Source organism: Kitasatospora sp. NPDC001261 (genome assembly GCF_042896795.1).
Classification (GTDB): domain Bacteria; phylum Actinomycetota; class Actinomycetes; order Streptomycetales; family Streptomycetaceae; genus Kitasatospora.
The window spans coordinates 129,884-155,058 of record NZ_JBIAXP010000024.1 but is presented as its reverse complement, the minus strand read 5'-3'; the positions used below and the strand labels follow the sequence as shown (position 1 = coordinate 155,058).

Here is a 25,175-nt window from a genome sequence, read left to right as displayed (position 1 = left end):
CCTCGTGCGGCGGGGTCAGGCGAGGGTGACCTCGACCGGGAGCCGCTTGATGCCGTTGACGAAGTTGGAGCGCACCCGCGGGACGTCCCCGGCGAGTTCGATGCCCGCCAGCCGCGGGATCAGCTCCTCGAACATGATGCGGATCTCGGTGCGCGCGAGCAGGTTGCCCAGGCACAGGTGGGGGCTGCCCTTGCCGAAGGTGACGTGGTCGTTGTCGCGGCGGGTCACGTCGAAGTCGTAGGGGTTGCCGAAGACCTCCTCGTCGCGGTTGCCGGAGGCGAACCACATCACGACCTTCTCGCCCTCCCTGATCCGCCTGCCGCCGAGTTCGACGTCGCGGGTGGCCGTGCGGCGGAAGTGGTAGACGGGGGAGGCCCAGCGCAGGAACTCCTCCACCGCGCCGGGGATGAGGGACGGGTCCTGCTGGAGGCGGGCGAGCTGCTCGGGGTGCTGGAGGAGGGCCAGCATGGAGTGGCTGATGGTGTGCCGGGTGGTCTCGTTGCCGGCGACGACCAGCAGCAGGAAGTAGTTGTCGAAGTCCTGCGGCGAGAGCGGCACCCCGTCGCGGGGGGTCTCGTTGACCAGCCTGGAGACCAGGTCGGTGCCGGCGCCGCCGCGCCGCTGCCGGGCGAGTTCGCGGCCGTAGGCGAAGACCTCCAGCGAGGCGGGCGAACGGAACGGCAGGTCGCGGTACTTCTCGCTCTCCGCGCTGTGCAGCAGGACGTCGGCGTAGTCCGGGTCGGTGTTGCCGATGATCCGGTTGCCCCAGTCGATGAGCTGCTGGTTGTCCTCCGGGGGCACGTCCAGGAGGCGGGCGAGCACGTTGATCGGGAAGTCGGCGGAGACCTCCTTGACGAAGTCGAAGCGGCCCTTGGCCAGGGCGGCGTCCAGCGTGGTGGCGGTCAGGCCGCGCAGGAAGTCGGCGTAGCTGTTGATCACGCCCGCGCCGAACTGGCGCTGGAGGATGCTGCGCAGGGCGCGGTGGCGGACCCCGTCCAGCTCCAGGATGGAGGCGCGCTTCTTGATCTGGTCGTCGTCGACCTCCTCCAGGTTCACGAACCTCGTCGAGGTGAAGGTCTCGGCGTCCCGGTCGACGCGGGCGATGTCGGCGTGCCGGGTGACCGCCCAGAAGCCGGAGTTGGGCGCCTCCTCCGGCTGCCAGTGCACCGGGTCCTGGTGGCGCAGGGTGTGGAACATCCGCCACGGGGTGACGCCGTCGGTGAAGTTGTCGAGGTCGGCCAGGTCCACCTGGTCGAGGGGCAGCGGTTCGTCGATGGCGCCGGAGGCGGGCGGCGTGGACGGCACGGTGGTCACGGTTGGTCTCCTCGGTCTCACAGGTGGTACGCGTACTCGGTGAACTCCCAGTCGGTGACGTGCCGTTGGAAGCGGGCGACCTCGTCGCGCTTGTACGAGAGGTAGGCGTCGACGAAGTCCCGGCCGAGCACCCCGGTCAGGTCCTGGTCCGCCTCCAGGGCGTCGAGCGCCTCGGGCAGGGACGTCGGCAGCAGCGCGGACCTGGCGCGGTCGTAGCCGTAGCCCTCCAGCGGGGCGGCGGGCTCCTCGCCGGCGAGGACGCCCAGCAGGGCCGCCGCGACGGTCCCCGCGATCAGCAGGTAGGGGTTGGCGCTCGCGTCCCCCAGCCGCAGCTCGAAGCGGCTGCCGGAGCCGCGCTCCGGCGGGATCCGGACCATGGCGCTGCGGTTGTCCAGCCCCCAGTCGATCAGCCAGGGGGCGAGGGTGTCGGGGCCGAAGCGCTTGTAGGAGTTGACCGTCGGGTTGGCCAGCGCCGCGAGCGCCGGGGCGTGGGCGAGGACGCCGGCCACCGCGTGGCGCGCGGTCGCGCTGAGCCCGTACGGCGCGGCCGGGTCCGCGAAGACGTTGCCGCCCGCGCCGTCCACGCAGGACAGGTGGAGGTGGAAGCCGGAACCGCCGGCGCCCTGGAAGGGCTTGGCCATGAAGGTGGCCAACCGGCCTTCCTTGCGGGCGAGTTCCTTGACCGCGGACTTGAAGCGGAAGGCGCGGTCGGCGGCCGCCATGGCGTCGGAGTGGTTGAGGTTGATCTCGAACTGGGAGCCGTCGAACTCGTGGTTGCCGTTGGTGATGCCGATGCCGAGGTCGCGCAGCAGGCGCAGGGTGCGCAGCAGGTGGTTGTCGGCGTCCGCGCGCAGCCCCGCCGTGTAGACGACGCCGGCGGCCTCGCTGTAGCGGCGCCAGCCCTGCGGGGTCCCGGGCGCGGCGTCGCACAGGAAGTACTCCAACTCCGGCCCCACGACCGGGTGCAGGCCGTGCTCCCGGCACCGGTCGACGACCGTGCGCAGCAGGTCGCGGGGGGATTCCGGGGCGGGCCGTCCGGTGGCCGGGTCGGTGACGTCGCCGAGGCAGCTGGCGACTCCGGGCTCCCAGGGCAGGGCGGCCAGGGTGTCGAGGTCGGGGCGCACGCAGATGTCGGGCAGGCCGGCGTCCAGGCCGCCGGGGACGGGGACCACGTCGCCCTGGGGGCTGGTGTGGTAGACGGCGCGGCAGAAGGCGAGGCCGTGTTCGCAGGCCGAGGGCAGGTGGTCCAGCAGGACGTCCCGGGCCCGTTCGGTGCCGATGAGGTCGGGATAGGTCACCCGGACCACGTCGATGCCCTGGGCGGCCAGCCGCTCCAGGTGGTGGCGGACGGGTGGGATGTCGGATGCGCTCACCGGTGTCTCCTCTGGGGGAAGTGGGGCGCCTCCCCGCGTTCACGGCGTCGGGAGGGCCAGGGCGCACGGCAGTGGCGGGGTGGGGGAGGGGGCGCGGCGGCTTCGGGCTGCGGGGTGGGGCAGGACACGCTCGCTCGCTGGTGGCAAACGGTAGGGACGCCGGTCGCTCTCCCGCAAGGGGTCTGCCCCAGAAATTTATCCATCCGGATAGCTCTTGACCAGAGGCCGGCTGCTTCCTATGTTATTTGACATCAAACGTTTTGGCGGTCGCTCGTCACCGCCTTCCTCGGCGGCCATCGCCCCCTGCCTCCGGCGTCCGCCGCCCCCTCGGCCGTGATCCGGCCCCCGCGGCCCCACGCCCCCCGCGATCCCCCCCCGTTCCCTCCCTTTCCCGCGACGCTCCCCCACCACCAGGAGGACCGGCCATGAAGGTCGTCGTCGACATGAACAAGTGCCAGGACCACGGCCAGTGCGTCTTCGCCGCCCCCGACGTCTTCCGCTTCGACGAGGACGGACACCTCGCGTACGTCGCCCACCCCGACGAGGGCCTGCGCGCCGACGTCGAGGAGGCCGCCGACGTCTGCCCGCTCCAGGCCATCCGGATCGAGGACTGAGCCGTGACCGCACCCACCGCCGGGGCCGGCGCACCCGTCCTCGTGGCCGGCGCCTCCATGGCCGGGCTGCGCGCCGCCGAACAGCTGCGCGCCGCGGGCTGGGACGGGCCGATCACCCTCGTCGGGGACGAGCCCCACATGCCCTACAACCGGCCCCCGCTGTCCAAGGAGGTCCTGGCGGGCACGGCCTCCTTCGACTCGCTCGCCCTCCGGCCCCGGGCCGGCGTCTCCGACGTGCACTGGCGCCTGGGCACCGCGGTCGTCCGGGCCGACCTCGACCGCCGGACCGTCGAACTCGACGGCGGCGAGACCCTGCCCTACCGCGCCCTCGTCGTGGCCACCGGCATGCGCGCCCGGCGGCTGCGCTGCCCCGGCCCCGCCACCGGACGGCACACCGTCCGGACCCAGGCCGACGCCCGGGGGCTGCGCGAGGCGCTGACCCGGCCCGGCGCGCGGGTGGTCGTGGTCGGAGCCGGCTTCATCGGCTGCGAGGTGGCCGCCACCGCCGTCGCCCTCGGCGCCGCCGAGGTCACCGTCGTCGACCCGCAGCCGCTGCCCATGGTCGGCCCGCTGGGCGAACTGCTCGCCGGGTCGCTGCTCGGCCGCCACCGGCGGCGGGGCGTCCGCTTCGCCCTCGGCACCGGGGTGACCGGCTTCCGGGGCGAGGACCGGGTCACCGGGGTGGCGCTGGCGGACGGCAGGGTGCTGGACGCGGACGTGGTGGTGGAGTCGGTCGGCTCGGTGGCCAACACCGAGTGGCTCGAGGGCAACGGCCTGGACCTCTCCGACGGCGTGCGCACGGACGAGCACCTGCGGGCCGGCGGGCGGCCGGAGGTGGTCGCCGTCGGTGACGTCGCCCGCTTCCCCAATGCCCGGTACGACGGCGTCCCGCGCCGCGTCGAGCACTGGTCCATCCCCACCGACACGGCCAAGCACGCCGCCAGGGTGCTCGCCGCCCACCTCGCCGGCGCCGACCACGGTCTCGCGCCGTTCGCCCCGCTGCCGACCTTCTGGAGCGACCAGCACGACTTCCGGCTGCAGTCCTTCGGCGCCCCCGGCCTCGGCCGGGACGACGCACGCGTCCTGGACGGCGACCTCGACGGGGACCCCGACGGGGACGTCCTGGTCGGCTACCACCGGGCCGGCCGCCTGGTCGGCGTCGTCGCCCTCGGCGGGCGGGGCGCCGCGGCGGCCGCCGCCCGCTACCGCGCCGAGCTGCTGCGGCGGCCGGACGTCGAGCAGCCGGCCGTAGCGCAGCAGGCCGTAGAGCAGCCGGCCGTAGAGCAGCCCGCCCTCCCGCAGCCGGCCGTAGCGCGGCCCGCTCTCCCACACCCCGCTCCCACCGCGTAAGGAACCCCAAGTGGCCAGTGTCCGTGGATACTTCCACCCCAAGACGGCGACCGGCGACTCGTCGCTGATCCCCCCGCCGCCGTGGCGCTACTCCGGCGACCTGCTCACCGTCGAGTACCGCACCGACCCGGCCCGGGTGCGCGAGCTGCTGCCCGAGCCGCTGGAACTCGCCGACGAGGACCCGGGCGCCGTCGCGCTGATCTGGGCCGACTGGCAGTCCTGCTCCGATTCCGGACGGGAGCTGCTCGACCCGGTGCGCGCCCAGTACAAGGAGGCGTTCGCCGTCGTCCGCTGCGCGTACCGGGGGCGGACGTACAGCCGCTGCGCGCACATCTGGGTCGACAAGGACTTCGCGATCGCCCGGGGGCTGCACCAGGGCTACCCGAAGAAGCTCGGCTCCATCCACCAGACCCGGCCGCACCCGTACGGGCCCGCCCCGCGGATCGAGGCCGGTGCCCGGTTCGGCGCGACCCTCGCCGCCGCGGACCGGCGCCTGGCCCAGGCCGTCGTCACGCTGCGCGAGCCGTCGGAGAGCAACGGCTTCGTCAACGGCCACCCGATGCTCCACCACCGCTGGCTGCCCTCCATCGAGAAGGGCAAGGGCCTCGCCCTGGACGAGCTGGTCGAGTCCGGCGCCGCCTCCTTCGAGGCCGGGCAGCCCTGGGTGGGCGACGCCGAGCTGGAGCTGTTCGAGGCGCCCACCGAGGAGCTGGCCCGGCTGGAGGTCCGCGAGCCGATCGCCGCCTACTACCGGCAGGTCGGCGTGGTGTGGGACGGCGGCCGGCTGCTGGAGTCCGGCACCTCCGGTGCCGAGTGACCCCCCGCCGCACCGCCCACGAGGAACCCGGAGACACGAGGAAGCCCAGGACATGAGCGAATACACCACCACCGTCGCCGGGGTCGCCGTCGACACCCGGCACTGGATCGGCGGCGAACGCGTCGCCTCCGCCGGCACCTTCACCGACGTCTCGCCCGTCGACGGCGCCGTCCTCGGCGAGATCGCCCGGGGCACCGCGACGGAGGCCGCCGCCGCCGTCGCCGCCGCCAAGGCCGCCTTCCCCGCCTGGGCGGCCACCCCGCGCGAGGAGCGGGCCCGCCTCCTGCACGCCGTCGCCGACGGCGTGGAGCGCCGGCTGGAGGAGCTGGCCGTCGTGGAGACGGCCGACAACGGCGCCCTGCTGCGCTCGCACCGCCGCGGCGTCATGCCCCGGGTCGCCCACAACTTCCGCTTCTTCGCCGACTGGCTGCTGCGGCTCGGCCACGAGGACTTCGACACCCGCGGCCACACCAACCACGTCAGCTGGGACCCGGCCGGCCCCTGCGTGCTGATCACCCCCTGGAACGCGCCGCTGATGCTGGCCACCTGGAAGGTCGCCCCGGCCCTCGCGGCCGGGAACACGGTCGTCCTCAAGCCCGCCGAGTGGTCGCCGCTGACGGCCTCGCTGCTCGCCGGGATCGCCGCCGAGGCGGGGCTGCCGGCCGGCGTCCTCAACGTGGTGCAGGGGTACGGCTCCGAGATCGGCGACGCCCTCACCTCGCACCCGGACGTGCGCCGGATCAGCTTCACCGGGTCCGTGCCGACCGCCCGGCGGATCGCCGCGTCGGCCGCCGCCAACCTCACCCCGCTCAGCCTCGAACTGGGCGGCAAGTCCCCGCTGCTGGTCTTCGCCGACGCCGACCTGGACCTCGCCGTCGACCTCGCGGTGGAGCAGTACGACAACGCCGGCCAGGTCTGCCTGGCCGCCACCCGCCTCCTCGTCGAGGAGACGGTCGCCGAGGAGTTCACCCGGCGCTTCGTCGAGCGGGCCGCACGCCTCGTACAGGGCGACCCGCGGGACGAGGCGACCGACATCGGCCCCACCGTCCACCCCCGCCAGCTGGAGAAGATCGACGGCTTCGTCCGGCGGGCCGTCGCGGCCGGCGCCCGCACCGTGATCGGCGGCCGGCCCCGGGACGGCCGGTACTACGCGCCGACCCTGCTCACCGACGTCGCCCAGGACGCGGAGATCGTCCAGGAGGAGGTCTTCGGCCCCGTCCTGACCCTCCAGACCTTCGGCACCGAGGAGGAGGCCGTCCGGCTGGCCAACGACACCCGCTTCGGCCTGGCGGCCACCGTGGCCACCGGCGACCCGGAGCGCGCCCGCCGGGTCACCGCGCGGCTGGTCGCGGGCACCGTCTGGGTCAACTGCTTCTTCGTCCGGGACCTCCAGGCCCCGTTCGGCGGCTCCCGCCACTCGGGCGTCGGCCGCGAGGGCGGCACCTGGAGCTTCGACTTCTACTGCGACGTCAAGAACACCGTCACCTCGCCGAAGGGGTGGACCAGCCATGGGTGAGATCGTCGGGGCCGGCCTGCTGGCCCACGTGCCCACCATCGTGCTGCCCGAGGAGACCAGGCGCCGGTTGAACGACGGCCGGGAGATCACCCTCGTCACCGGCCTGCGGCAGCTGCGCGAGGAGGTCTTCGAGCGCGCGGACTACGACACCGTCGTCGTCCTGGACTCCCACTGGGCGACCACCGTCGAGTTCGTGGTCACCGCCCAGCAGCGCCGGGCCGGGCTGTTCACCTCCGAGGAGCTGCCGCGCGGCATGTGCCGGATGCCGTACGACTTCCCCGGGGACCCCGAACTCGCCCGCTCCATCGCCTCGTTCGCCGACCGGCACGGCACCTGGATCACCCCGGTCGACGACGCGTACCTGCCGATCTACTACGCCACCGTCAACCTGTGGAAGTTCCTCGGCGAGGGCCTGCCGGACAAGCGCTGGGTGACCATCGGCGTCTGCCAGACCGGCGACGCCGAGGACCACCTGCGGCTGGGCCGCGCCCTGGCCGACGGCATCGCCGCCACCCCGGGCCGGCGGGTGCTGCTGATCGCCTCCGGGGCCCTGTCCCACACCTTCTGGCCGCTGCGCGAGCTGCGCGACCACGAGTCCGGCGACCCGGCGCACATCTTCACCCCCGAGGCCCGGGCCGCCGACCGGGAGCGGATCGCCTGGTTCAAGGAGGGCCGCCACGACCGGGTCCTCGACACCATGGACGAGTTCCGGCGCCACCGGCCCGAGGCCGGGTTCTCCCACTACCTGATGATGGCCGGCGCCCTCGGCGAGCGGGCCTGCACCGCGACGGCGCGCCAGTACGGGGAGTACGAGAACGCGATCGGCACCGGCCAGGCCCACCTCTGGTTCGACCGCCCGCAGGGCGGCTGGACGGGCACCGGCCCGTCCGCCGCCTCGGCCGGCCCGCGCAACCCCCACAGCCTCCGCTAGAAAGGCCCCGCCATGCCCGAGTACCGCCGCATCCTGCTCGACGGCGCCGCCGTCCAGACCGTGCGCGAGGGCGACGACCTGGTGGCCGGCGACGGCCGGCGCGTCGCGGCCGAGGACGCCCACCACCTGCCGCCCGTCGTCCCCTCCAAGGTGATCGCCGTCCACCTCAACCACCGCAGCCGGGTGGAGGAGTTCCGGATCGGCCTGCCCGACAGCCCCACCTACTTCCACAAGCCGACCTCGGCGCTCAACTCCCACCGGGGCGCGGTCGTCCGCCCCGAGGGCTGCAAGTGGCTCAACTACGAGGGCGAGGTCGCCATCGTGATCGGCCGCACCGCGCGCAACGTCTCCCCGGCCGAGGCGGGGGAGTACATCGCCGGGTACACCGTGGCCAACGACTACGGCCTGCACGACTTCCGGGACACCGACGCCGGCTCCATGCTCCGGGTCAAGGGCTCCGACACCCTGTGCCCGCTCGGCCCCGGGCTGGTCACCGACTGGGACTTCCACGGCAAGCGGCTGCGGACCTACGTCAACGGCGAGGTCGTCCAGGACGGCTCCACCGACGAGATGACCTGGGACATGCACTACCTCGTCGCCGACATCGCCCGCACCATCACCCTGTACCCCGGCGACGTGCTGCTGTCCGGCACCCCGGCCAACTCCCGGCCGGTGGCGCCCGGGGACCTCGTCGAGGTCGAGGTGGAGGGCCTCGGCCGGCTCGCCAACCGCATCGTCGCCGGGCCGACCCCGGTGCGCACCGACGTGGGGGCGCAGCCGACGGAGTCGGAGGAGGTGCTGTCCACCGCCCTGGGCGGGGACTGGGAGTTCCGCGGCATCCGGCCGCCGAAGCGCTGACCCGTGCGCGCCGGTAGGGTCGATCACATGACCGATCCCGTCAAGCCCACCACCGTCGAGCGCGGCCCCCGCAAGCGCGTGACGAACTACGGGACGGGACGGACGGCCCTGCTGGACGCCGCCGTGCGCGTGGTGGCCCGGGGCGGTCTGCGCAAGCTCACCTACCGGGCCGTCGCCCAGGAAGCCGGTGTCACCCACGGGCTCGTCGTGCACTACTTCGGTACGCGGGACGCGCTGATCGAGGAGGCGCTGACCCACGCCATCCGCTCCTCGCTGAGCGTCAGCGCGCTCGGCGTCGGCACCGGCCCCGCGGCCGACTTCGCCACCGGTCTCGTGGAGATGGTCGAGTCCGGTCCCGAGGTGCAGGCCTTCCAGTACGAGCTGCTGCTGGAGGCCCGCCGCCGGCCGGAGCTGCTGCCGCACCTTCGCGGCCTCTACGAGGAGTACTTCGAGGCCAGCCGGAGCGAGTTGGGCCGGATCCTGCCCGGCCCGGTGAGCCGCGGCATGTCCCGGCTGGTCTTCGCCGCGCTGGAGGGCCTGGTGCTGCACCAGCTGGTCTTCGGTGAGCGGGAGGCCACCGAGGAGGCGCTGGCGGAGCTCAGGGGCCTGCTGGCCGGGCTGGCCGAGGAGCCCGACGGGCGCTGACGCCGCGTCGTACCACCCCTCTTTTTCCTGCTTCCCGACCCCTTGTCAAACGCATGGCGCCGCCCCACGATGAGGCAACTCGTTTGACCTGAAACGACCTTCTCCGGACCTTCCCCCACTTCGACCTGGCAGGTGATCCGTGTGGACAGTCGGACGACGTCCTCCGAACGGACCGAGCGGGACGCCCCCACCGCGGCCACGCTCAAACCCAACGCCCTGGGTGTCCTGGGCATCCTCTTCTTCGTCCTCTCCGGCCAGGCCCCGCTGACGGGCATCGCCGGCGCCGCCCCGATCTCGGTCGCCCTCGGCAACGGCTCCGGCACCCCCGCGGCCTACGTGGTGGCCGGGGCGGTGATCCTGCTCTTCTCCGTCGGGTTCATCGCCATGGGCCGGCACGTCGTGGACGCCGGAGCCTTCTACACGTACATCGGCACCGGCCTCGGCCGGGCCGCCGGCGCGGGCAGCGCGAGCGTCGCCCTGTTCGCCTACTGCGTCATCCAGGCGGCGATGTACGGCCTGTACGGCTCGATCGTCAGCGGGCTGGTCTCCGACCACACCCCGCTCCACCTCCCGTGGTGGGTCTACACCCTGGTCACCATGGCCGTGGTGCAGGCCCTCGGCGCCCTGGGCATCGAGATGGGCGCCCGGGTGCTGGCCGCGTTCGTCCTCGCCGAGTTCAGCATCCTGCTGGTCTTCGGCGTGGTCACCCTGGTCAAGGGCGGCGGGCCGGAAGGGCTCGGGGTGGCCGAGAGCTTCTCCCCGTCGGCCGCCCTCCAGGGCGCGCCGGGCGTCGCCGTGATGTTCGCCCTGGCCTCGATGTTCGGCTTCGAGGCCACCGCCATCTACGGCGAGGAGGCGAAGGAGCCCAAGAAGACCGTACCGAGGGCGACCTACCTCTCGGTGACCGTGGTCACCGTCTTCTTCGCCCTCACCTCGTGGATGCTGATCTCCGCGTACGGTGCCGCCAAGGCCCCCGCGGCGGCCGCCAAGGCGGTGGCCGCCGGGGACTCCGCCGGGTTCGTCTTCGCCCCCGTCGCCGACCTGTTCGGCGGCTGGATCGGCGGCGTCCTGCCGGTCCTGCTCGCCACCTCGCTGTTCGCCGGCGTCCTGACCTTCCACAACTCCGCCAGCCGGTACCTGTTCTGCCTCGGCCGGGACCGGCAGCTGCCCGCACCGCTGTGCCGGCTGAACCGGCGGCACGCCCCGGCGGTCGCGGGCCGGGTGCAGACCGCCATCGCCGTCCTCCTGGTCGTGCCCTTCGCGCTGGCCGGCAAGGACCCGGTGCTCACCCTCTTCTCCTGGTTCAGCGGACTCGCCGTCCTGGCGATGATGCTGCTCTACCTGCTCACCTCGGTGTCCGTCGTGGTGTACTTCCGCCGCCGACGGGTCGACACCAGGCTGTGGAACACCGTGATCGCCCCCGTGCTGGGCGCGCTCGGCATCGCCGGTGCCATCTGGCTCATCCTGGCCAACTTCACCACCCTGATCGGGGGCGAGGCGGGCACCGCGCTGTGGCTCGTCCTGTCCGTGCCGGTCGTCATGGCGCTCGGCGTGGCCAACCAGCGCATCCGGCGCCGACGCACCGGCTGACGCGCCCCCGGTCGATGCTTCCCCCGGTCGACACCTTCCCCGGCTGACGCATTCCCCGGCGCGCGCCCGCAGGCAGGGCGCGCGCCACCCACCCCGCACCCACGTGCTCCGGAGGACCCGATGACCCTCGCCACCCACGACGACTGGCTGCGCCGGGCCGAGGCGCTGGAACCGGCCGTCACGCACCTGATCGACGGCGCCGACGAACCCGGCGACGGCGCGTTCCCCGTGGTGTCGCCCCGCGACGGCCGGGTGCTGGCCGAGGCCGCCGACGCCGGCCCGGCCGAGGTCGACGCGGCCGTCGCCGCCGCCCGCCGCGCCTTCGACCACGGCCCCTGGCCGCGGCTCTCCCCGGCCGACCGCGGACGGATCCTGCTGCGGTTCGCCGACCTCCTGGAGGAGCGGCGGACCGAACTGGCGCTCACCATCAGCCTGGAGATGGGCAAACCGGTCACCGACGCCCACGACATCGAACTGCGGGCCGTCATCACCACCTTCCGCTGGTACGGCGGGCTCGCCGACAAGCTCACCGACGAGTCCCCGCACACCGCGCCCGACGCCCTCGCCCTCGTCACCCGGGAGCCCGCCGGCGTCGTCGGCGCGGTCGTCCCGTGGAACTTCCCGCTCACCCTGGCCGGCTGGAAGATCGCCCCGGCCCTGGCCGCCGGCTGCACGGTCGTCCTCAAGCCCTCGGAGCACTCCCCGCTGTCCGCCCTGCTGCTCGGACGGATCGGCCTCGCGGCCGGGCTGCCGCCGGGCGTGCTCAACGTCGTGGCCGGCGACGGACCGGTGGCCGGCCGCGCCCTCGGCCTCCACCCCGACGTGGACGTCCTCGCCTTCACCGGCTCCACCGCCGTCGGCCGCCACTTCCTGCGCTACTCCGCCGACTCCAACCTCAAGCGGGTCTGGCTGGAGCTGGGCGGCAAGTCGCCCAACATCGTCCTGCCCGACGCCCCCGACCTGGAGCGGGCCGCGGCCACCGCCGCCTGGGGCATCTTCTTCAACCAGGGCGAGATGTGCACCGCGCCCTCCCGGCTGCTGGTCCACCGCTCCGTCGCCGAGCAGGTCACCGAGGCCGTCGTGGCGCGCGCCCGCGCCCTGCGGGTGGGCGACCCCCTCGACCCGGCCACCGAGATGGGCGCCCTGGTCGGCGAGCACCACCTCGACCGGGTGCTCGGCCACGTCCGCACCGCCCTCGACGACGGCGCCCGCCTGCGCACGGGCGGCGGGCGCACCCTGACCGGCACCGGCGGCTCCTACCTCGAACCGACCGTCTTCGACCGGGTCGCCCCCGACAGCCGGCTGGCCCGCGAGGAGGTCTTCGGCCCGGTGCTCTCCGTCCTCGCCTTCGACGACCTCGACGAGGCCGTCGCCCTCGCCAACGCCACCGAGTACGGCCTCGCGGCCGGCCTGTGGACCTCCGACCTGTCCACCGCCCACCGGGTCTCCCGAGCCCTCAGGGCCGGTACGGTCTGGGTCAACTGCTACGAGGAGGGCGACCTCACCGTGCCCTTCGGCGGCATGAAGCAGTCCGGCAACGGACGCGACAAGTCCGCCCACGCGCTGGAGAAGTACACCGAACTCAAGACCACCTGGATCCAGTTGTGACCCGTCGCCCGCCCACGGCCCGCCGCCCGCTCGTCGCGGTCCCCGCCCGCTTCGCCGCCACCACCTCCGCGCTGCGGTACGTCGCGGAGGTCAGCGCCCGCGCGCTGGTCGAGGCCGTCTGGCGGGCCGGCGGCGAGCCCGCCACCCTGCACCCGCACGCGCCCGGCGGCACCGCCGACCCCGAGGAGGTCGCCGCCCGGCTCTCCCGCTTCGACGCGCTGCTGCTCCCCGGCGGCGGCGACCTGGCACCCCACCGCTACGGCGCGCCCGACGCCCACGAGGCCGTCTACGACGTGGACGAGGAACAGGACGCGTTCGACCTGGAACTCGCCCGGCGGGCCCTCGCGGGCGGACTGCCGCTGCTGGCCGTCTGCCGCGGACTCCAGGTGGTCAACACGGTGCTGGGCGGCACCCTGCACCAGGACATGGGCGGCCCCGGACGGGACCACCGCCACCTGCGGCACCCCGTCCCGCTCGCGCCCGGCTCCGCGCTGGCCCGGATCACCGGCGCCGGGGAGGTCCGGGTGTCCTGCTACCACCACCAGCACGTGGACCGCCTCGGGGAGGGCCTGGCCGTCACCGCCCGGGCCGCCGACGGGACCGTCGAGGCCGTCGAACTCCCCGACTACGAGGGCTGGTTCGCCGCCGTGCAGTGGCACCCCGAGGACACCGCCCACGAGGACCCGGCCCAGCAGCGCCTCTTCGACGCCCTGGTGCGGGCCGCCGACTGAGTCCTACCGACGGGCGCGCCGGCCGCTGCGGCGCGGGGCGGGCTCCTCGCCGTTCAGCAGCGAGCGGCGCCGCTCCTCGCCCGACTCCTCGACCTGGAGCACCACGCGCCGCAGCCCGTCGGCGAGGCCGACGCACTCCGCGTCGCTCAGCCGGCCGGTGACGAAGGACTCCTCCTCGTTGAACGCGGGGAACACCTCGCGCATGAACTCCTCGCCCTCCTCGGTGAGCGCGAGCAGCACCAGCCGTCCGTCGGTGGGGTGGTCGGTGCGCCGCAGCAGCCCGCGCGACTCCAGCGTGCGGGACACCCCGGTCAGCGTCCCCTTGGAGATCCCCGCCTCCTCGGCGACGTGCCGGGTCTCGGACTCGCCCCAGACCCACACCACCCAGAGCACCACGAAGGCCGTCCAGGTCAGGTCCGAGCCGCGCAGCACGGAGTTCTCCAGGTGCTGCCGGACGGCGGAGGCGGCCCGGTAGATGTTGGCCACCGCGGCCATCCGCTCCCGGCGGATCGGAATGCCGCCGAGCTTCGCCTGGACGAGCCGCTCCGCCTCGTTGATGGACCGCTGGCTGGGCACCGGTGCTCCCTCGTCTCGCCGTCACCGCTTCGGACATGGCCTGCGCCGCCGGCACGGAGGTCTGGGCCCGTACCAGTGACTCAGGCATCTTAGATGGCCGGATCCGCCCACCCGCGGCGCGACCGCCCGGGCGGGGCGGCGGGGCGGGGCTCAGGCGCGAGCGGCGGGGGCGGAGGCGTGGGCGAGGTCGTCCACGAGGGTGGGGGAGGGCTGGGGGATCTCGCCGTGGTCCTCGTCGTCGGTGGCGACGGGCAGCTGGTGGACGACGGCGGCCACGCGCGGTGGCAGGCGCAGGGTCAGGCCGTCGTGGCAGGCGGCGAGGGTGTCGGCCCACACGGCGGGGGGGAGCGGCCGGCCGGGCCAGGGCGCGGGCGGCGCGGCCGGGTTACGGGCTTCGGCGGCGAGCTGGTCGGCCTGGTTGCGCCAGTAGTCGGCGTCGCGGAACTCGCCGCGGGCGGCGTGCAGGAAGGAGAGGCAGCTGGCGGCGGTCGTGCTGCCGCCGCCGGCGGCGAACTGAAGCCAGAACTGGCAGCCGTCGTCGTGTCCGGCGAGGTGGAGCAGTGCGGCCAGGACGAGCGCGCCGCCGGGGTGGATGCGGCGCCGGTTGTTGGTGAGGGCCTCCAGGGAGTCGGCGGCCTCGGGCTGGGCGATGATCAGGGTCGCGGCGAGGTCGAGTTCGTGGCGGGCCTGGAGGTGCTCGGCGCCCAGGGGGGCGCGGGCGCGGACGAGTCGGCGCAGGTCGGGACCGGACACGCCGTCGGGCAGCTCGACCGGTCCGTCGGGTCCGTCGCCGTTCCCGTCGTACCGGTCCCGGGGGGTGGCTGCCCGGCGGTCGTGTCCCCGTGTCACTGCATGTCCCCCATGGTGGTGTCGGTGCCGAGGAGGCGGCGGAGCTTGGCCAGGCCGTGGCTGGTGGTGGTGCGGGCGTTGGTCTCGGTGATGCCGAGGTAGGTGGCGATCGTCGGGTAGTCGATGTCCAGCATGTAGCGGAGCACGATCATGTCGTACTGGCGCTCCGGCAGCCGCAGGATCGCCTTGTAGAGCTCCTCGTAGTCGTTGTCGAGGTTCTCCAGGCTGACGCGGGCCAGGGCTTGGGCGCCTCGGATGGCGACGATCCAGTCCGGGACGACCGCGCTGGGCGGGGCCTGGCCGGCGCTCATCTCCCGGTCGGCGATGCACCGCTTGGCGATCATCCAGGCGTGGGCCTCGATGTCGGGCTGGCTCAGCGCGCCGAGCCAGTCCTGCCCCAGTTCCCGGCGGGTGCTGCGGACCGCCTGGTCGACGAGTTCCTGGTCGTGCAACCGGGCCCAGGCGACTCCGCGCCAGGTCTCTTCGCGGCTGTCGCAGAAAGCCTGGTAGGACAGCCGATGAGTGGGGCGCACGGCTGCCCACTCGTCGTCGCTGGTCAAATGATCCTCCTCGTCGCCCGTGCGGACGACGTTCGGCCGACCCGGGGGTCGGGAACGGTGGAGTCAGGTGGAGAACGGCCGTCCTCCGTACGGACATCCAATCGTCCTGAAAAGCCTGATGTGAAGGGGATCCCAAAAAGGTTTGTATGAACTGGCATGTGATGACTTGTCAGATGGTGATCAGTCACATGCGATCAGATATCGTCACGTTGAGCTGAACGATGGCCCGCGCAAGGGTTCGCCACGCTGCGCCACGGGTTGTGGCGCGCCGGCCTGCGGGCACGACATGACGCCGACGCAGGGGGACAACGCACCATGGCAGCAGAGCAGCACGACGACATCGCCACTCCGCCGGGCGCCGAGGTCAACCTCGCCATCCACCGCCCGCACTCGGCGCGGATCTACGACTACTTCCTCGACGGCACGACCAACTTCCCCGCCGACCGGGAGGCCGCCGGGCACGCCCTCGCGGTCTTCCCCCAGGCCCGGTCGGCGGCCCGCGCCAACCGGACGTTCATGCACCGCGCCACCCGCGCGCTCGCCCGCGGCGGCGTGACCCAGTTCCTCGACATCGGCACCGGCATCCCGACCTCGCCCAACCTCCACGAGATCGCCCAGGGCATCGAACCGCGGGCCAGGATCGTCTACGCGGACAACGACCCCATCGTCCTCACCCACGCCCAGGCGCTCCTGCGCAGCAGCCCCGAAGGGCGGACCGCCTACGTCCAGGCCGACGTCCGGGACCCCGACGCCCTCCTGGACGCGGTCCGCGCGACCGGCGTCCTCGACTTCACCCGGCCGATCGCCCTGAGCCTCGTCGCCCTGCTCCACTTCGTCCCCGAGGGCGCCCACGAGATCGCCGAGACGCTCGGGAACGCGCTGCCGACCCGCGGTTCCGCCCTGGTGATCAGCCACTTCACCCCCGACTACGCCCCCCAGGACGCGGCCCGCATCGAGCAGGTCTACCGCGACAACGGCAACCCGGTCCGCGCCCGGGCCGCCGACGAGTTCGCCCGGTTCTTCACCGGCTGGGACATCCTCGCCCCCGGCATCACCTCCACCCCTCGCTGGCGCCCCGAACCGGACGCCCCGCACGTCAGCGACGCCGAGGCGTCCTGCCTCGCCGCCGTGGCCGTCCGCCCCTGACCGGCCCCCGGCACCAGTCTGGCAGGCCGCCGCCCGCGGTGTGAAAGCCCGTCACGACGAATCGGCCCCGCTCACCGCGCGACCGCCCGTCGGGGAGGAGCGGTACGGCGGCGGCCCGGCCGCCGCCGTACCGCTCCGGCGTCTCTATGTCCCCGGGGCGACCGGGCTGATGGTGTCGCCGATGTCGCCCAGGAGGAGGGTCGCCCGGTCCTCCGGGTCCACCGAGTAGAACCTCTCGTCGAGGACGCCCGACAGGTGGCCGACGTGGAGCGTCAACGCGACCTCCCGCCGCTCCGCGTACCGGGCCAGCGCGAGCGCTCCCTCGGCGGTCGCGTGGCAGGTGAAGACGTCGACGGCGGCGCCCGGCCGGGCCGTCAGGTGCATCACCGCCATGAGGGTCACGCCGCTGGCCACGACGCCGTCGACGACCACCAGCCGGTCGCTCCGGGCGGGAAGCCGGTGGTCGACGCCGACCAGCAGGCCGCCGGCCGCGGGCATGCGCTTGGCCTGCGGCGTCCAGCCCTGGTGGCGGGGCAGCACACCGAGCAGTTCGGCCAGGATCCGCCCCTCGCGTTCCGGCGCGACGACGACCGCCCCCGGGACGGACGCGGCGTCCGCCACCCGGACGGGCAGCATGTCGTAGATGTCGAGCAGGGCGCGGAGGTAGCGGCGGCGGTGCGCTGCCTGCTGCTCGGGGAGGTTGGCGACCGCCGTCACCACCGCCATCCGCTCGACCACGCCGGGGTGCTGGTCGGAGGCGACCCGTACGCTGCCCGGCAGTTCGCCCGGGGCGTGCAGGGACTCCAGTACCTGGGGGTCGAACCGCAGCAGGTGGGTGAAGCGGGTGTCGTGGTTCCGCTCGTACGTCTCCACCGTGCGCCGGGCGTCGGGGAGGAGAGCGTCTCTTCGCACGGTACGGGGCACTGGTGACCGGCCTCCTCGGATCGGCTTCCGCTAGTGGTTGTCGAGGCTCGGGACGAACGCCACCGGGAGCGAGTCGAACCCCCAGAGGAGGTTCGAGCGCAGGCGACGGACCGGCCCGGTGACCTCCACCGTCCGGACCCGCCGGGTGAGTTCCTGGAACAGCACGGTCAGTTCGAGCCTGGCGAGCGCCGCGCCGATGCAGTAGTGGTTGCCCACGATGAAACCCAGGTGGCGGTTGGGGGAGCGCTCGATGTCGAAGCGCTCCGGGTCGGCGAAGACCTCCTCGTCGCGGTTGGCCGACGGCAGCCAGGCCACGACGTGGTCGCCGGCGCGGACGGGCCGCCCGCCGAGTTCCACGTTCTCCCTGGCCGTACGGAGGGAGTGCATGACCGGGGACGTGTAGCGGATGATCTCCTGGATCGCCGAGGGCATCAGGCCGGGGTCCGCCCGGAGCATCCGCCACTGCTCCGGGTCGCGGGCGAGGGCCAGCAGCCCGCCCACGGTGGCGTGCCGGGTCGTCTCGTTCCCGCCGGATATCAGGGCGTCGCAGTTGTAGAAGACCTCCTGGTCGGTCAGCGGCACCCCGTCGATCGCGCCGCACACCAAGGCGCTCAGGAGGTCGTCCCGCGGTTGCTTCCTCCGCTCCTCGGCCAGTTCCTGGAAGTAGCAGAGGATCTCGGTGTGGGCCTGGACCTTCCTGGCCTCCTCCGCCGCGTCGAGCGCGGTGGAGCTCCAGGCGAAGCGGGTCCGGTCGACCATGAACTCCCAGTCGGCCTCCGGGACCCCCATCAGGTCGCAGATGACCGAGACCGGCAGCGTCTGCGCGACGCGGGTGAACTCGCAGCCGCCCTCGGCCACCGCCTCCTCGATGGCGCGCGCGGCCGTCCGCCGCATGGTGGCTTCCAGCCGGTCGACCGTCCTGGGCGTGAACGCCGAGCTGACGACCTTGCGGATCCTGTCGTGCCGGGGAGGGTCGGTGACGTTGAGCATCCGGCCCGCCGCCGCGGCCAGCACCCGCGGGTCGGAGTCCAGCCGCATGCCGTTCTCGGAGCTGAACACCCGGGGGTCCGTCAGCACGTCCGTGCACAGGCGGTGCGTCATGACCGCCCAGAAGAACTCGCCGTTGGCCCGCTCGTTCCGGTACACCGGCTGCTCGGCGCGCAGCCGCGCCCACACCGGCTCCGGATCCGAGGTCTGGTAGAGCAGCGGATCCGACAGGTCGATGGTCATCCATGGCTCCGGATGTCGGTGGAGGTGGGAGGTGGAGGTGGAAGTGGGGTGTGAACGGTCGGCGGGAGCGCGGTCAGAGCAGGGCGTCCGACACGGCCGCGGCGAGCCCCTCGATGGTCGGGGACTCGAACAGCACGCGGACCGGAAGGCTGACGTTCAGCCGCGCACGGATCCGGGTGATCAGGCCGGCGGCGAGCAGGGAGTGGCCGCCGAGTTGGAAGAAGTCGGCGTCCACGCTGATGTCGCGCCGGTCGAGGAGCTCTTCCCAGATGGCCGCCAGCGTGGCCTCGACCGGAGTGCGCGGAGCGGTGTACGCGGCGCCGGTGTCGGCGGAGCCGGTGTCCGCGGGGGAGGTGAGGGCGGCGCGGTCGATCTTCCCGTGCGGTGTCAGGGGCAGCTCCGGGAGGAAGCGGACGCCGGGGGGAACCATGTACCACGGCAGTCTCCGGCGGAGGAATCCGATCAACTCCCGCTCCGTCAGGGCCATGTGCGCGTTCACGACCGCGTGAAGGCCCAGGGTCGGGTTGTCCGGGTCGCTGTCGTCCAGCACCACGGCGCACGCCCGGACGGCGGGGTGTTCGCCGGCCACCGCCTCGATCTCGCCCGGCTCGACCCGGTAGCCGCGGATCTTCACCTGGTGGTCCCGGCGGCCGACGAACTCGATGCAGCCGTCGGCGTCCGACCGTGCCAGGTCCCCGGTGCGGTAGAGGCGGCCTCCCGGCGCTCCCGGGAACGGGTCCGCCACGAAGCGCTCCGCGGTCAGGGCCGGCGCGTCGAGGTAGCCGATGGCCAGGCCCGCGCCGCCCAGGTACAGCTCGCCCACCGTGCCCGCCGGGACGGGGGCCAGGGACTCGTCGAGGATGTGGCACCGCACGTTCGCGACGGGGTGGCCGATGGGGACGGAGGAGAAGCGGTCCGGGCTCCAGTCGGCCCCCGGTTCGAAGACGGTCGAGGTGATGGTCGCCTCGGTCGGGCCGTAGACGTTGCACCAGCGGATCCGCTCGCCGACCCGTTCCCGCCAGGTCAGCAGGGCCTGGCGCGACGCCTGCTCGCCCGCCACGACCAGCAGACGGAGCGACGACTCCTCGGCCAGCCGGACCAGGCAGTCCTCCTCCCGCACCCAGCCGTGCCAGAAGGCGGTGGGGACACTGAGGAAGGTGGTCCCGGTGTCGATCACCTGCCGGGTGAGGGCGCGGTACGTCTGCCGGAGCGGGTCGCCGTCGAGGACCAGGGCGGCGCCGTGCAGGAGCGGCGGGAAGATCTCCTCGGCGGCGGCGTCGAAGCCGAGGGGCCGGCATTGCAGGACCCGGTCGCCCGGCCCGAACCGGAAGTGACGGTTCACCGCGGAGCTGTGGTTCGCGAGCGAGCGGTGACCGACCAGGACGCCTTTGGGCCTGCCGGTGGAGCCGGAGCTGTAGATGACGTAGGCGGGGTCCGCTCCGGAGCCGGCTGAAGTGGAGCCGGCCGGTGGTTCGGTGGGCAGCGTGTCGAGGTGGGTCCGGACGTCGTCGAGGTCGACGATCCGGCCCCGGTAGTCGGCGAAGAGCGGGGTGAGGTCCTTCCGCGTCAGCAGGGTGGTGGCGCCGCTGTGCTCCAGGACGTACCGCAACCGTTCGACGGGGTAGTCGGGGTCGAGCGGGACGTAGGCGGCGCCGGCCCGGAGGACGCCGAACAGCGCGCTGATCAGGTGCGGCCCCCGCTCCACGCAGATCCCGACGCGGTCCCCCGCGCCGGTCCCGCGGGCGAGCAGGAACCGGGCGAGCTGGTGGGACCTGTCGAGGAGCCGGCGGTAGGAGATCCACCGGCCCTGCCAGAGCAGGGCCGGCGCCTCCGGTGTGCGCGCCACCTGTTCGGCGAACAGCCGGTGGAGGCGCGCCCCGGCGTCGGCCCGGGTCCCGGCGTCGGCCCGTGCTCCGGCGTCGGCCCGTGCTCCGTCGAGGTCGTGCGGGGAACCGCTCACGGCGCTACGGCCGTTCCGTTGCTGCCCGGACGATGTCGATCATCAGGCGGGTGTCCAGGAGCGCCTCGTGCGCGTTGGTGAGGGGCTGCGCTCCCGGCGCGCCGACGCACTCGTGGAAGTGCGCGAGCTGGGCCTTGAACGCCTCCTCGTAGGACCCCGTGACGGTCTCCTCCACGGCCGCCCCCCTGCCGGCGCCCGGCCCCGCCGGTGCCTCGTCACGCCAGATCCGTACGGTCGACGGCGCGTTGGGCAGGAAGGGGTTGGAGATGTCCAGCATCACCGTGCGGTCCTCGCCCCAGACGGTGAGGCTCTCCTCGAACCGGCGGACCGAGGTGGACGAGCCCTGGAAGACGCACTGGAACCCGTCGGAGTACAGGAGCGAGGCGGTGAGCGTCGTGCCGTCCGGCGAGCAGTGCGCCTTGATGGAGGCCGGCGGCGCGGGGAAGGCGGCCCGGTAGACGTTCACGTCGTGGCTCCACACCCCGAACATGTCCATGTACGCCTCCAGCGCTTCGGGCGAGGCGGCGCCGAACTCCCGGGCGACCCGGCCGCGCCGCTCGTCCGGCCCCGCCGCCCCGTCGGGTTCGCCGGAGCGGGTGATCCGGGACAGCTCGGGGATGATCCAGTTCCCGTACTCGGGGCCCACCACGATGTGGATCCTCGCCATGACGGGCCGGGTGATCCGCGCGATCTCCTCCAGGCCCCGCCGGACGCCGCTGTCGTACCGCTTCATGTAGCCCACCATGACCTTGGAGCCGGTGCGGTCGGCGGCGGCGATCACCTCCTCGGTCTCCGCGATCGTGTGGCCGAGGGGCTTCTCGGTGAACACGTGCTTGCCGTGCTCCAGGGCGGTGAGCACCGGTTCCCGGTGGTCGGTGGTGAGGACGAGGACCGCGTCCAGTTCGGGTGTCTTCGCCAGCATGTCCTCGACGGCCGCGTAGGCGTTCGGGACGTGGAAGCGCTCGGCCACCGACCGGGCCAGGTCGTAGGACCGGTCGCAGAGCGCCACGATGTCGAAGCGGTCGCGCAGCGCCGCCAGATACGGGAGGTGCACCAGCTGCGCGATCATCCCGCAGCCCACGACCCCCACACGGACACGTACCATATCGGCCTCCTCAGAAACGGGCTGGTCCTGGTGCCGGCGGCTGTCGTCGGAGCACGTGCCCCAGGACGTCGACGACCCCCTCCAGGTCGGCCGCCGGCGAGACGTACCAGGCCGCGTCCCGTACGTGCCGGGGCACGGCGGGGTCCGCCACGAACGCGCACCTGACGCCCGGCACCCCGGGGACCCAGTCGGCGGGCGAGTTCCCGACGAGGAGGGTGCTCCTCGGGTCGCGCGCGGCCAGTCCGGCCAGGGCCACGCGCTTTCCGGACTCCGTGCGCGGATAGGGGTGGATCCCGGCGTACGAGCCGCCCGGACCGAGCTCGACGGAGACGGCGACGCGGCTCCCGGCGCTCCAGCCGGTCAGCCGGTGCCGTACGTCGTGGACGAAGTCCGGGGGCCCGAAGACGCTGGCGGACGCCAGGCGGTTCGCCCCGAAGGCCCAGGTGCGGCCGGTCGGCGGCCGGCCCCCGAACTCGGGGGCCACCGCGTCGCCGACCCGGGTCAGTCCGTGGGCGGCGGCCGCCTCCGCCACCTCGGCGCGCAGGCTCCGCAGCGCCGGGAACGGGGTGGTGACGCGCACGGTCCCGTCGACCGCGATCACGTTGCCGTTCTCGGCGATCACCGGGAACCCGGGCGCCGTGCCCAGGCCGATCCGGGTGCCGAACTCCCGCAGTTGCCGGAGCGGCGAGTCCGAGCAGAGGCCCACGGCGACGCCCGCGGAGGTCAGGTGCCGCACCAGTCGCCGGAAGCGCTGCAGGGCGAGGGCGTCCGGAGGGCCGCTGGGGACCGAGGGCACCAGGGTGCCGTTGACGTCGAGGAGCACCACGGCGAAGGGCTCGTGGCCGGGCCCGGTCACCGGGCGGCCGATCCGGCCGGCACGTCCGTGCCCCGATCCTCGACCTCCGCGATCAATTCGGACCAACTCTCCATCCCTGCCTGGAGTTTGCGCAGGACGGACCGGACCGGCTCGCCCGGCTCCGCCATCCCCAGCGACAACAGCGGCCGGCGCGCGTCGGGGTGCAGGTCGGCCACCCGGAGGGTGCGCCGCAGCAGCTGGTAGACGCGGGCGAAGAAGCGCGCGTTGGCCTCCAGCATGAGGACGGCGAACTCCCGGTCGGCCCCGGCGGGGCTGCCGAGCCGGGCCGAGGTCCGGACGAAGGGGAGCCAGTACGGTGTGCGGCCCCACGTTCCGTCCGGCAGCCGGACGACGAGCCCCGAGAGGCCGAGCAGGAAGTTCCGCGGGTCGAGCAGTTCCAGGGCGGGCCCGTCCGGCCCGGTGGCGGCGGTCCGGTAGTGGAGCACGGGGTCGACGGCGGCGCCCAGGATGGGGGAATGTGCCGAACCGCCCAGCCGGATACCGGGGATGACGTGCCGGACCCGCCGTCCCGCGTCCTGGAACAGGCGGATGACGGCGGCGACGGTCCCGCCGGTGGCGATGTCGTCCTCGATGAGGGTGTAGCCCCGCCCGGCCGGGTCCGGTGGCAGCGAGGCGATCTGGTCGCGGATGGGGGCGGCGCCGGGCCGCGGCACCAGCCCGACCTGCCGACGGCCGCCGAGCAGGAAGCCCCGGGACACCCGCAGCGGCCGGACCGCCCGGTCGAGGAGCGGATCGAGGCTCACCGGCGGCCCGCCGGTGACCCGGCGGCGGACCGCCAGTTCGAGCCGGTGCGCGTCGACCAGGTGGAACCGGAGGCCGCCCGGCCGTGGCACTACCGTGCGCAGCGCGTCCCTCAGGTCCCGCTGGAAGGCGCGGTAGGCCTCCGCGACGGCGGGAGCCGAGCCGCCCGGCGACACGGTGCCGCCCCCGGCCGGTGCGCGGCCCAGGGTCCGTACGCAGTAGGAGGTGTCGTCGCGCATGACGATGGTGAACGCGCCCGTGGCGGGGGCCTCGATGCGGGTCGTGACGTCGGAGCCCGGGTCGGGGATCACGAGGTGGTGGTCGGGGTGTACGAGGTGGTGGCCGGGGACGGCGCGGATCACCGCGGGCTCCGCTCGCGGCCCAGGACGTACCTGCCGCGGGCGACCTCCCGTTCCCCGTCGAGCACCACCTCCAGCGGCATGGGGTGGCAGTGGAACAGGGCCAGCCCCGCGTGCAGGCCGTAGGCGCCGACGTTCGGCACCGTCAGCAGGTCTCCGACGGCCACGTCCGGAAGGCGCGCGTCCCTGGTCCAGACGTCCAGCGGGTGGCAGAGCGGACCGGCGACGATGGTCCCGTCGGGGACGGCGGACGTGTGGGGATCGTCACCGCACTGGAACCGCGGCTCGATCCGGTCCTCCTTGCGGAGCCCCGACATCCCGCCCAGGTGGTTGACGCCGGTGTCCAGGACGACGACGCGCCGCCCCTGCGAGCGCTTGACGTCCAGCACCCTGGTCAGCAGCCGGCCGCAGCCCGCCGTCAGGTAGCGGCCCGACTCGAAGACGACCCGCCGCTCCCCGTCCGGCCAGCCGGAGAGCCCCTCCTCGAGCAGGGCGTCGAGCCGGCTCCTGAGCGCGTCGAACCGCGGCAGTTCGCCGGGGACGGCGTACGGTGCGCCGAAGCCTCCGCCGAGGTCGATCACGGGGAGCCGGCGGTCGAGCGCCGTCTCGATCCGCCGCACGACGTCGAGCCCGTAGCGGAACACCGCGAGCAGCGCGTCCACCCGGGTCAGGTTGCTGCCCATGTAGAGGTGCAGGCCGGCTAGTTCCGCGTGCTCCCGGTCCGCGAAGAGCTCGGGCCGCTCCAGCACCCAGGCCAGGTCGGCGCCGAACTGGGAGGGGCCGCCGGTCATCGCGAGACCGGCCCCGGCCGGGGGGACGGGCGGGTTGACCCGCAGCAGCGCGCGCACCCGCGTGCCCGCGGCGCGGCCCAGCCGGTCGAGCTGGTCCAGGGCGTGCGGGGAGTCGACGGAGAACTGCCGGACGCCCGCCGCGAGGGCCCCGGCCACGTCCTCGTCGCGTTTGCCGGGGCCGGTGTAGAGCGCCCCGTCGGCCGGGAAGCCGGCCTGGAGGGCGGCGCGCAGTTCGCCGGGCGAGCTGACCTCGGCGTGGCAGCCGAGCGCCGCCAGCCGGCCGAGGACGGCGGGGTGCGGGTTGGCCTTGAGGGAGTAGAGCAGGGTGGCCGGGCCGGGCAGTGAGCCCACCAGCCGGCGATGGGCGTCGCTCACGGCGGCCAGGTCGTAGAGGTAGGCCGGTGTCTCCCACCGGGTTTCCGGTAACGCCGTTCTCGTCGTCGTTTCCCCGACCTCGACGTCCATAGAACCGAGGGCTCCTCATGAGTCGTGCGGGCGCACCTTCTGACGGGCTTCAGGAGACCCCGCCGGGCCGGGGAGGACAAGGCCCCCTGGAGCCCGGTGGCTGCTTTCGGTCATGTCATGCCACTTCCGGGTGACGGGGTTCCGGTTTCCCCGGCCGGTCGGTGGACGCCGGGAGACGGCTGGTCAGGCGTCGGTCCGGCGGGTCGGCGGATCCGTCTCCCGGGGCGCCGCGCCGTGCGCGGGTT

At 73.8% G+C, this 25,175-nt stretch carries 23 protein-coding genes; 11 read left to right on the top strand and 12 right to left on the bottom strand.

All coding sequences use genetic code 11. The features are described 5' to 3' along the window. Window positions 1-15: 15 nt before the first annotated feature. Both ACFY4B_RS29680 and ACFY4B_RS29675 read right to left on the bottom strand, forming a co-directional pair. Window positions 16-1,305 (bottom strand): cytochrome P450, encoded by a 1,290-nt coding sequence (locus tag ACFY4B_RS29680; RefSeq protein ID WP_117491489.1) that lies wholly within the window; start codon window positions 1,303-1,305, stop codon window positions 16-18. Between the two features lie 26 nt (window positions 1,306-1,331). Next, window positions 1,332-2,687: a glutamine synthetase family protein gene (locus ACFY4B_RS29675; protein WP_375877027.1), complete on the bottom strand. Its 1,356-nt coding sequence runs from the start codon at window positions 2,685-2,687 to the stop codon at window positions 1,332-1,334. A gap of 425 nt (window positions 2,688-3,112) precedes the next feature. On the opposite strand from ACFY4B_RS29675, the gene ACFY4B_RS29670 reads away from it, so the two are divergent. The 10 genes from ACFY4B_RS29670 to ACFY4B_RS29625 all read left to right on the top strand — a co-directional run bounded on the left by ACFY4B_RS29670 (window position 3,113) and on the right by ACFY4B_RS29625 (window position 13,347). Then, a complete protein-coding gene (locus ACFY4B_RS29670; RefSeq protein WP_049656520.1) occupies window positions 3,113-3,301 on the top strand; it encodes a ferredoxin in 189 nt (62 codons plus the stop codon). A 3-nt stretch (window positions 3,302-3,304) separates the two neighbouring features. After that, window positions 3,305-4,651 (top strand): NAD(P)/FAD-dependent oxidoreductase, encoded by a 1,347-nt coding sequence (locus ACFY4B_RS29665; RefSeq protein ID WP_387973037.1) that lies wholly within the window; start codon window positions 3,305-3,307, stop codon window positions 4,649-4,651. Window positions 4,652-4,661: 10 nt separating this feature from the next. Continuing rightward, window positions 4,662-5,468, top strand: coding sequence for an acetoacetate decarboxylase family protein (locus ACFY4B_RS29660; RefSeq protein ID WP_049650716.1), 807 nt, complete (start codon window positions 4,662-4,664; stop codon window positions 5,466-5,468). Between the two features lie 52 nt (window positions 5,469-5,520). Continuing rightward, window positions 5,521-6,984 carry an aldehyde dehydrogenase gene (locus ACFY4B_RS29655; RefSeq protein ID WP_387973034.1) on the top strand — a complete coding sequence of 488 codons (1,464 nt, stop codon included), beginning with the start codon at window positions 5,521-5,523 and terminating at the stop codon, window positions 6,982-6,984. Further along, window positions 6,977-7,915, top strand: a complete 939-nt coding sequence (locus ACFY4B_RS29650) for a 3,4-dihydroxyphenylacetate 2,3-dioxygenase (RefSeq protein WP_387973031.1) — start codon at window positions 6,977-6,979, stop codon at window positions 7,913-7,915. Before ACFY4B_RS29655 ends, ACFY4B_RS29650 begins: the two co-directional genes overlap by 8 nt. Before the next feature lie 12 nt (window positions 7,916-7,927). Then, window positions 7,928-8,773 carry a fumarylacetoacetate hydrolase family protein gene (locus ACFY4B_RS29645; RefSeq protein WP_074005209.1) on the top strand — a complete coding sequence of 282 codons (846 nt, stop codon included), beginning with the start codon at window positions 7,928-7,930 and terminating at the stop codon, window positions 8,771-8,773. Window positions 8,774-8,800: 27 nt separating this feature from the next. Continuing rightward, window positions 8,801-9,418: a TetR/AcrR family transcriptional regulator gene (locus ACFY4B_RS29640; protein WP_049650720.1), complete on the top strand. Its 618-nt coding sequence runs from the start codon at window positions 8,801-8,803 to the stop codon at window positions 9,416-9,418. Between the two features lie 141 nt (window positions 9,419-9,559). Then, window positions 9,560-11,008 carry an APC family permease gene (locus tag ACFY4B_RS29635; RefSeq protein WP_049650721.1) on the top strand — a complete coding sequence of 483 codons (1,449 nt, stop codon included), beginning with the start codon at window positions 9,560-9,562 and terminating at the stop codon, window positions 11,006-11,008. 120 nt (window positions 11,009-11,128) lie between these two features. After that, on the top strand, window positions 11,129-12,616 hold the full coding sequence (locus ACFY4B_RS29630) for an aldehyde dehydrogenase (protein ID WP_117486938.1): 1,488 nt from the start codon (window positions 11,129-11,131) through the stop codon (window positions 12,614-12,616). Next, entirely contained in the window at window positions 12,613-13,347 is a 735-nt protein-coding gene (locus ACFY4B_RS29625) for a gamma-glutamyl-gamma-aminobutyrate hydrolase family protein (RefSeq protein ID WP_387973027.1), read from the top strand. Before ACFY4B_RS29630 ends, ACFY4B_RS29625 begins: the two co-directional genes overlap by 4 nt. Before the next feature lie 3 nt (window positions 13,348-13,350). Here the strand turns inward: ACFY4B_RS29625 and ACFY4B_RS29620 are convergent, their stop codons facing one another. The 3 genes from ACFY4B_RS29620 to ACFY4B_RS29610 all read right to left on the bottom strand — a co-directional run bounded on the left by ACFY4B_RS29620 (window position 13,351) and on the right by ACFY4B_RS29610 (window position 15,332). Further along, window positions 13,351-13,923, bottom strand: coding sequence for a MarR family winged helix-turn-helix transcriptional regulator (locus ACFY4B_RS29620; protein ID WP_375877031.1), 573 nt, complete (start codon window positions 13,921-13,923; stop codon window positions 13,351-13,353). 150 nt (window positions 13,924-14,073) lie between these two features. Continuing rightward, window positions 14,074-14,772 (bottom strand): hypothetical protein, encoded by a 699-nt coding sequence (locus ACFY4B_RS29615; protein WP_241853123.1) that lies wholly within the window; start codon window positions 14,770-14,772, stop codon window positions 14,074-14,076. After that, window positions 14,769-15,332 (bottom strand): RNA polymerase sigma factor, encoded by a 564-nt coding sequence (locus ACFY4B_RS29610; RefSeq protein WP_147409059.1) that lies wholly within the window; start codon window positions 15,330-15,332, stop codon window positions 14,769-14,771. The genes ACFY4B_RS29615 and ACFY4B_RS29610 overlap by 4 nt, the downstream gene beginning before the upstream one ends. 315 nt (window positions 15,333-15,647) lie before the next feature. Here ACFY4B_RS29610 and ACFY4B_RS29605 point away from each other — a divergent pair, with 315 nt between their 5' ends. Next, window positions 15,648-16,478: an SAM-dependent methyltransferase gene (locus ACFY4B_RS29605; protein WP_387973022.1), complete on the top strand. Its 831-nt coding sequence runs from the start codon at window positions 15,648-15,650 to the stop codon at window positions 16,476-16,478. Between the two features lie 144 nt (window positions 16,479-16,622). On the opposite strand, the gene ACFY4B_RS29600 is transcribed toward ACFY4B_RS29605, so the two are convergent. From ACFY4B_RS29600 to ACFY4B_RS29570, 7 genes are all read right to left on the bottom strand, one after another. Next, a complete protein-coding gene (locus ACFY4B_RS29600; protein WP_387973019.1) occupies window positions 16,623-17,402 on the bottom strand; it encodes a hypothetical protein in 780 nt (259 codons plus the stop codon). A 30-nt stretch (window positions 17,403-17,432) separates the two neighbouring features. After that, complete coding sequence (locus ACFY4B_RS29595; RefSeq protein WP_387973016.1) at window positions 17,433-18,632, bottom strand: cytochrome P450; 1,200 nt, start codon at window positions 18,630-18,632, stop codon at window positions 17,433-17,435. Window positions 18,633-18,705: 73 nt separating this feature from the next. Next, on the bottom strand, window positions 18,706-20,592 hold the full coding sequence (locus ACFY4B_RS29590; protein ID WP_387973014.1) for an amino acid adenylation domain-containing protein: 1,887 nt from the start codon (window positions 20,590-20,592) through the stop codon (window positions 18,706-18,708). A gap of 4 nt (window positions 20,593-20,596) precedes the next feature. Beyond that, a complete protein-coding gene (locus ACFY4B_RS29585) occupies window positions 20,597-21,697 on the bottom strand; it encodes a Gfo/Idh/MocA family protein (protein WP_387973011.1) in 1,101 nt (366 codons plus the stop codon). A gap of 10 nt (window positions 21,698-21,707) precedes the next feature. Next, on the bottom strand, window positions 21,708-22,553 hold the full coding sequence (locus ACFY4B_RS29580) for a hypothetical protein (RefSeq protein WP_387973008.1): 846 nt from the start codon (window positions 22,551-22,553) through the stop codon (window positions 21,708-21,710). Beyond that, the gene (locus tag ACFY4B_RS29575) at window positions 22,550-23,677 is read right to left on the bottom strand and encodes a hypothetical protein (RefSeq protein WP_387973005.1); all 1,128 of its coding nucleotides are present in this window, start codon (window positions 23,675-23,677) and stop codon (window positions 22,550-22,552) included. The genes ACFY4B_RS29580 and ACFY4B_RS29575 overlap by 4 nt, the downstream gene beginning before the upstream one ends. After that, window positions 23,674-24,840: a type III PLP-dependent enzyme gene (locus ACFY4B_RS29570; RefSeq protein WP_387973002.1), complete on the bottom strand. Its 1,167-nt coding sequence runs from the start codon at window positions 24,838-24,840 to the stop codon at window positions 23,674-23,676. The genes ACFY4B_RS29575 and ACFY4B_RS29570 overlap by 4 nt, the downstream gene beginning before the upstream one ends. Between the last annotated feature and the right edge of the window lie 335 nt (window positions 24,841-25,175).

Coding starts and splice junctions, on each gene's coding strand:
- ACFY4B_RS29670 (WP_049656520.1), top strand. CDS start 3,113: ATGAAGGTCGTCGTCGACATGAACAAGTGCCAGGACCACGGCCAGTGC.
- ACFY4B_RS29655 (WP_387973034.1), top strand. CDS start 5,521: ATGAGCGAATACACCACCACCGTCGCCGGGGTCGCCGTCGACACCCGG.
- ACFY4B_RS29650 (WP_387973031.1), top strand. CDS start 6,977: ATGGGTGAGATCGTCGGGGCCGGCCTGCTGGCCCACGTGCCCACCATC.
- ACFY4B_RS29645 (WP_074005209.1), top strand. CDS start 7,928: ATGCCCGAGTACCGCCGCATCCTGCTCGACGGCGCCGCCGTCCAGACC.
- ACFY4B_RS29640 (WP_049650720.1), top strand. CDS start 8,801: ATGACCGATCCCGTCAAGCCCACCACCGTCGAGCGCGGCCCCCGCAAG.
- ACFY4B_RS29630 (WP_117486938.1), top strand. CDS start 11,129: ATGACCCTCGCCACCCACGACGACTGGCTGCGCCGGGCCGAGGCGCTG.
- ACFY4B_RS29605 (WP_387973022.1), top strand. CDS start 15,648: ATGGCAGCAGAGCAGCACGACGACATCGCCACTCCGCCGGGCGCCGAG.
- ACFY4B_RS29595 (WP_387973016.1), bottom strand. CDS start 18,632: ATGACCATCGACCTGTCGGATCCGCTGCTCTACCAGACCTCGGATCCG.
- ACFY4B_RS29585 (WP_387973011.1), bottom strand. CDS start 21,697: ATGGTACGTGTCCGTGTGGGGGTCGTGGGCTGCGGGATGATCGCGCAG.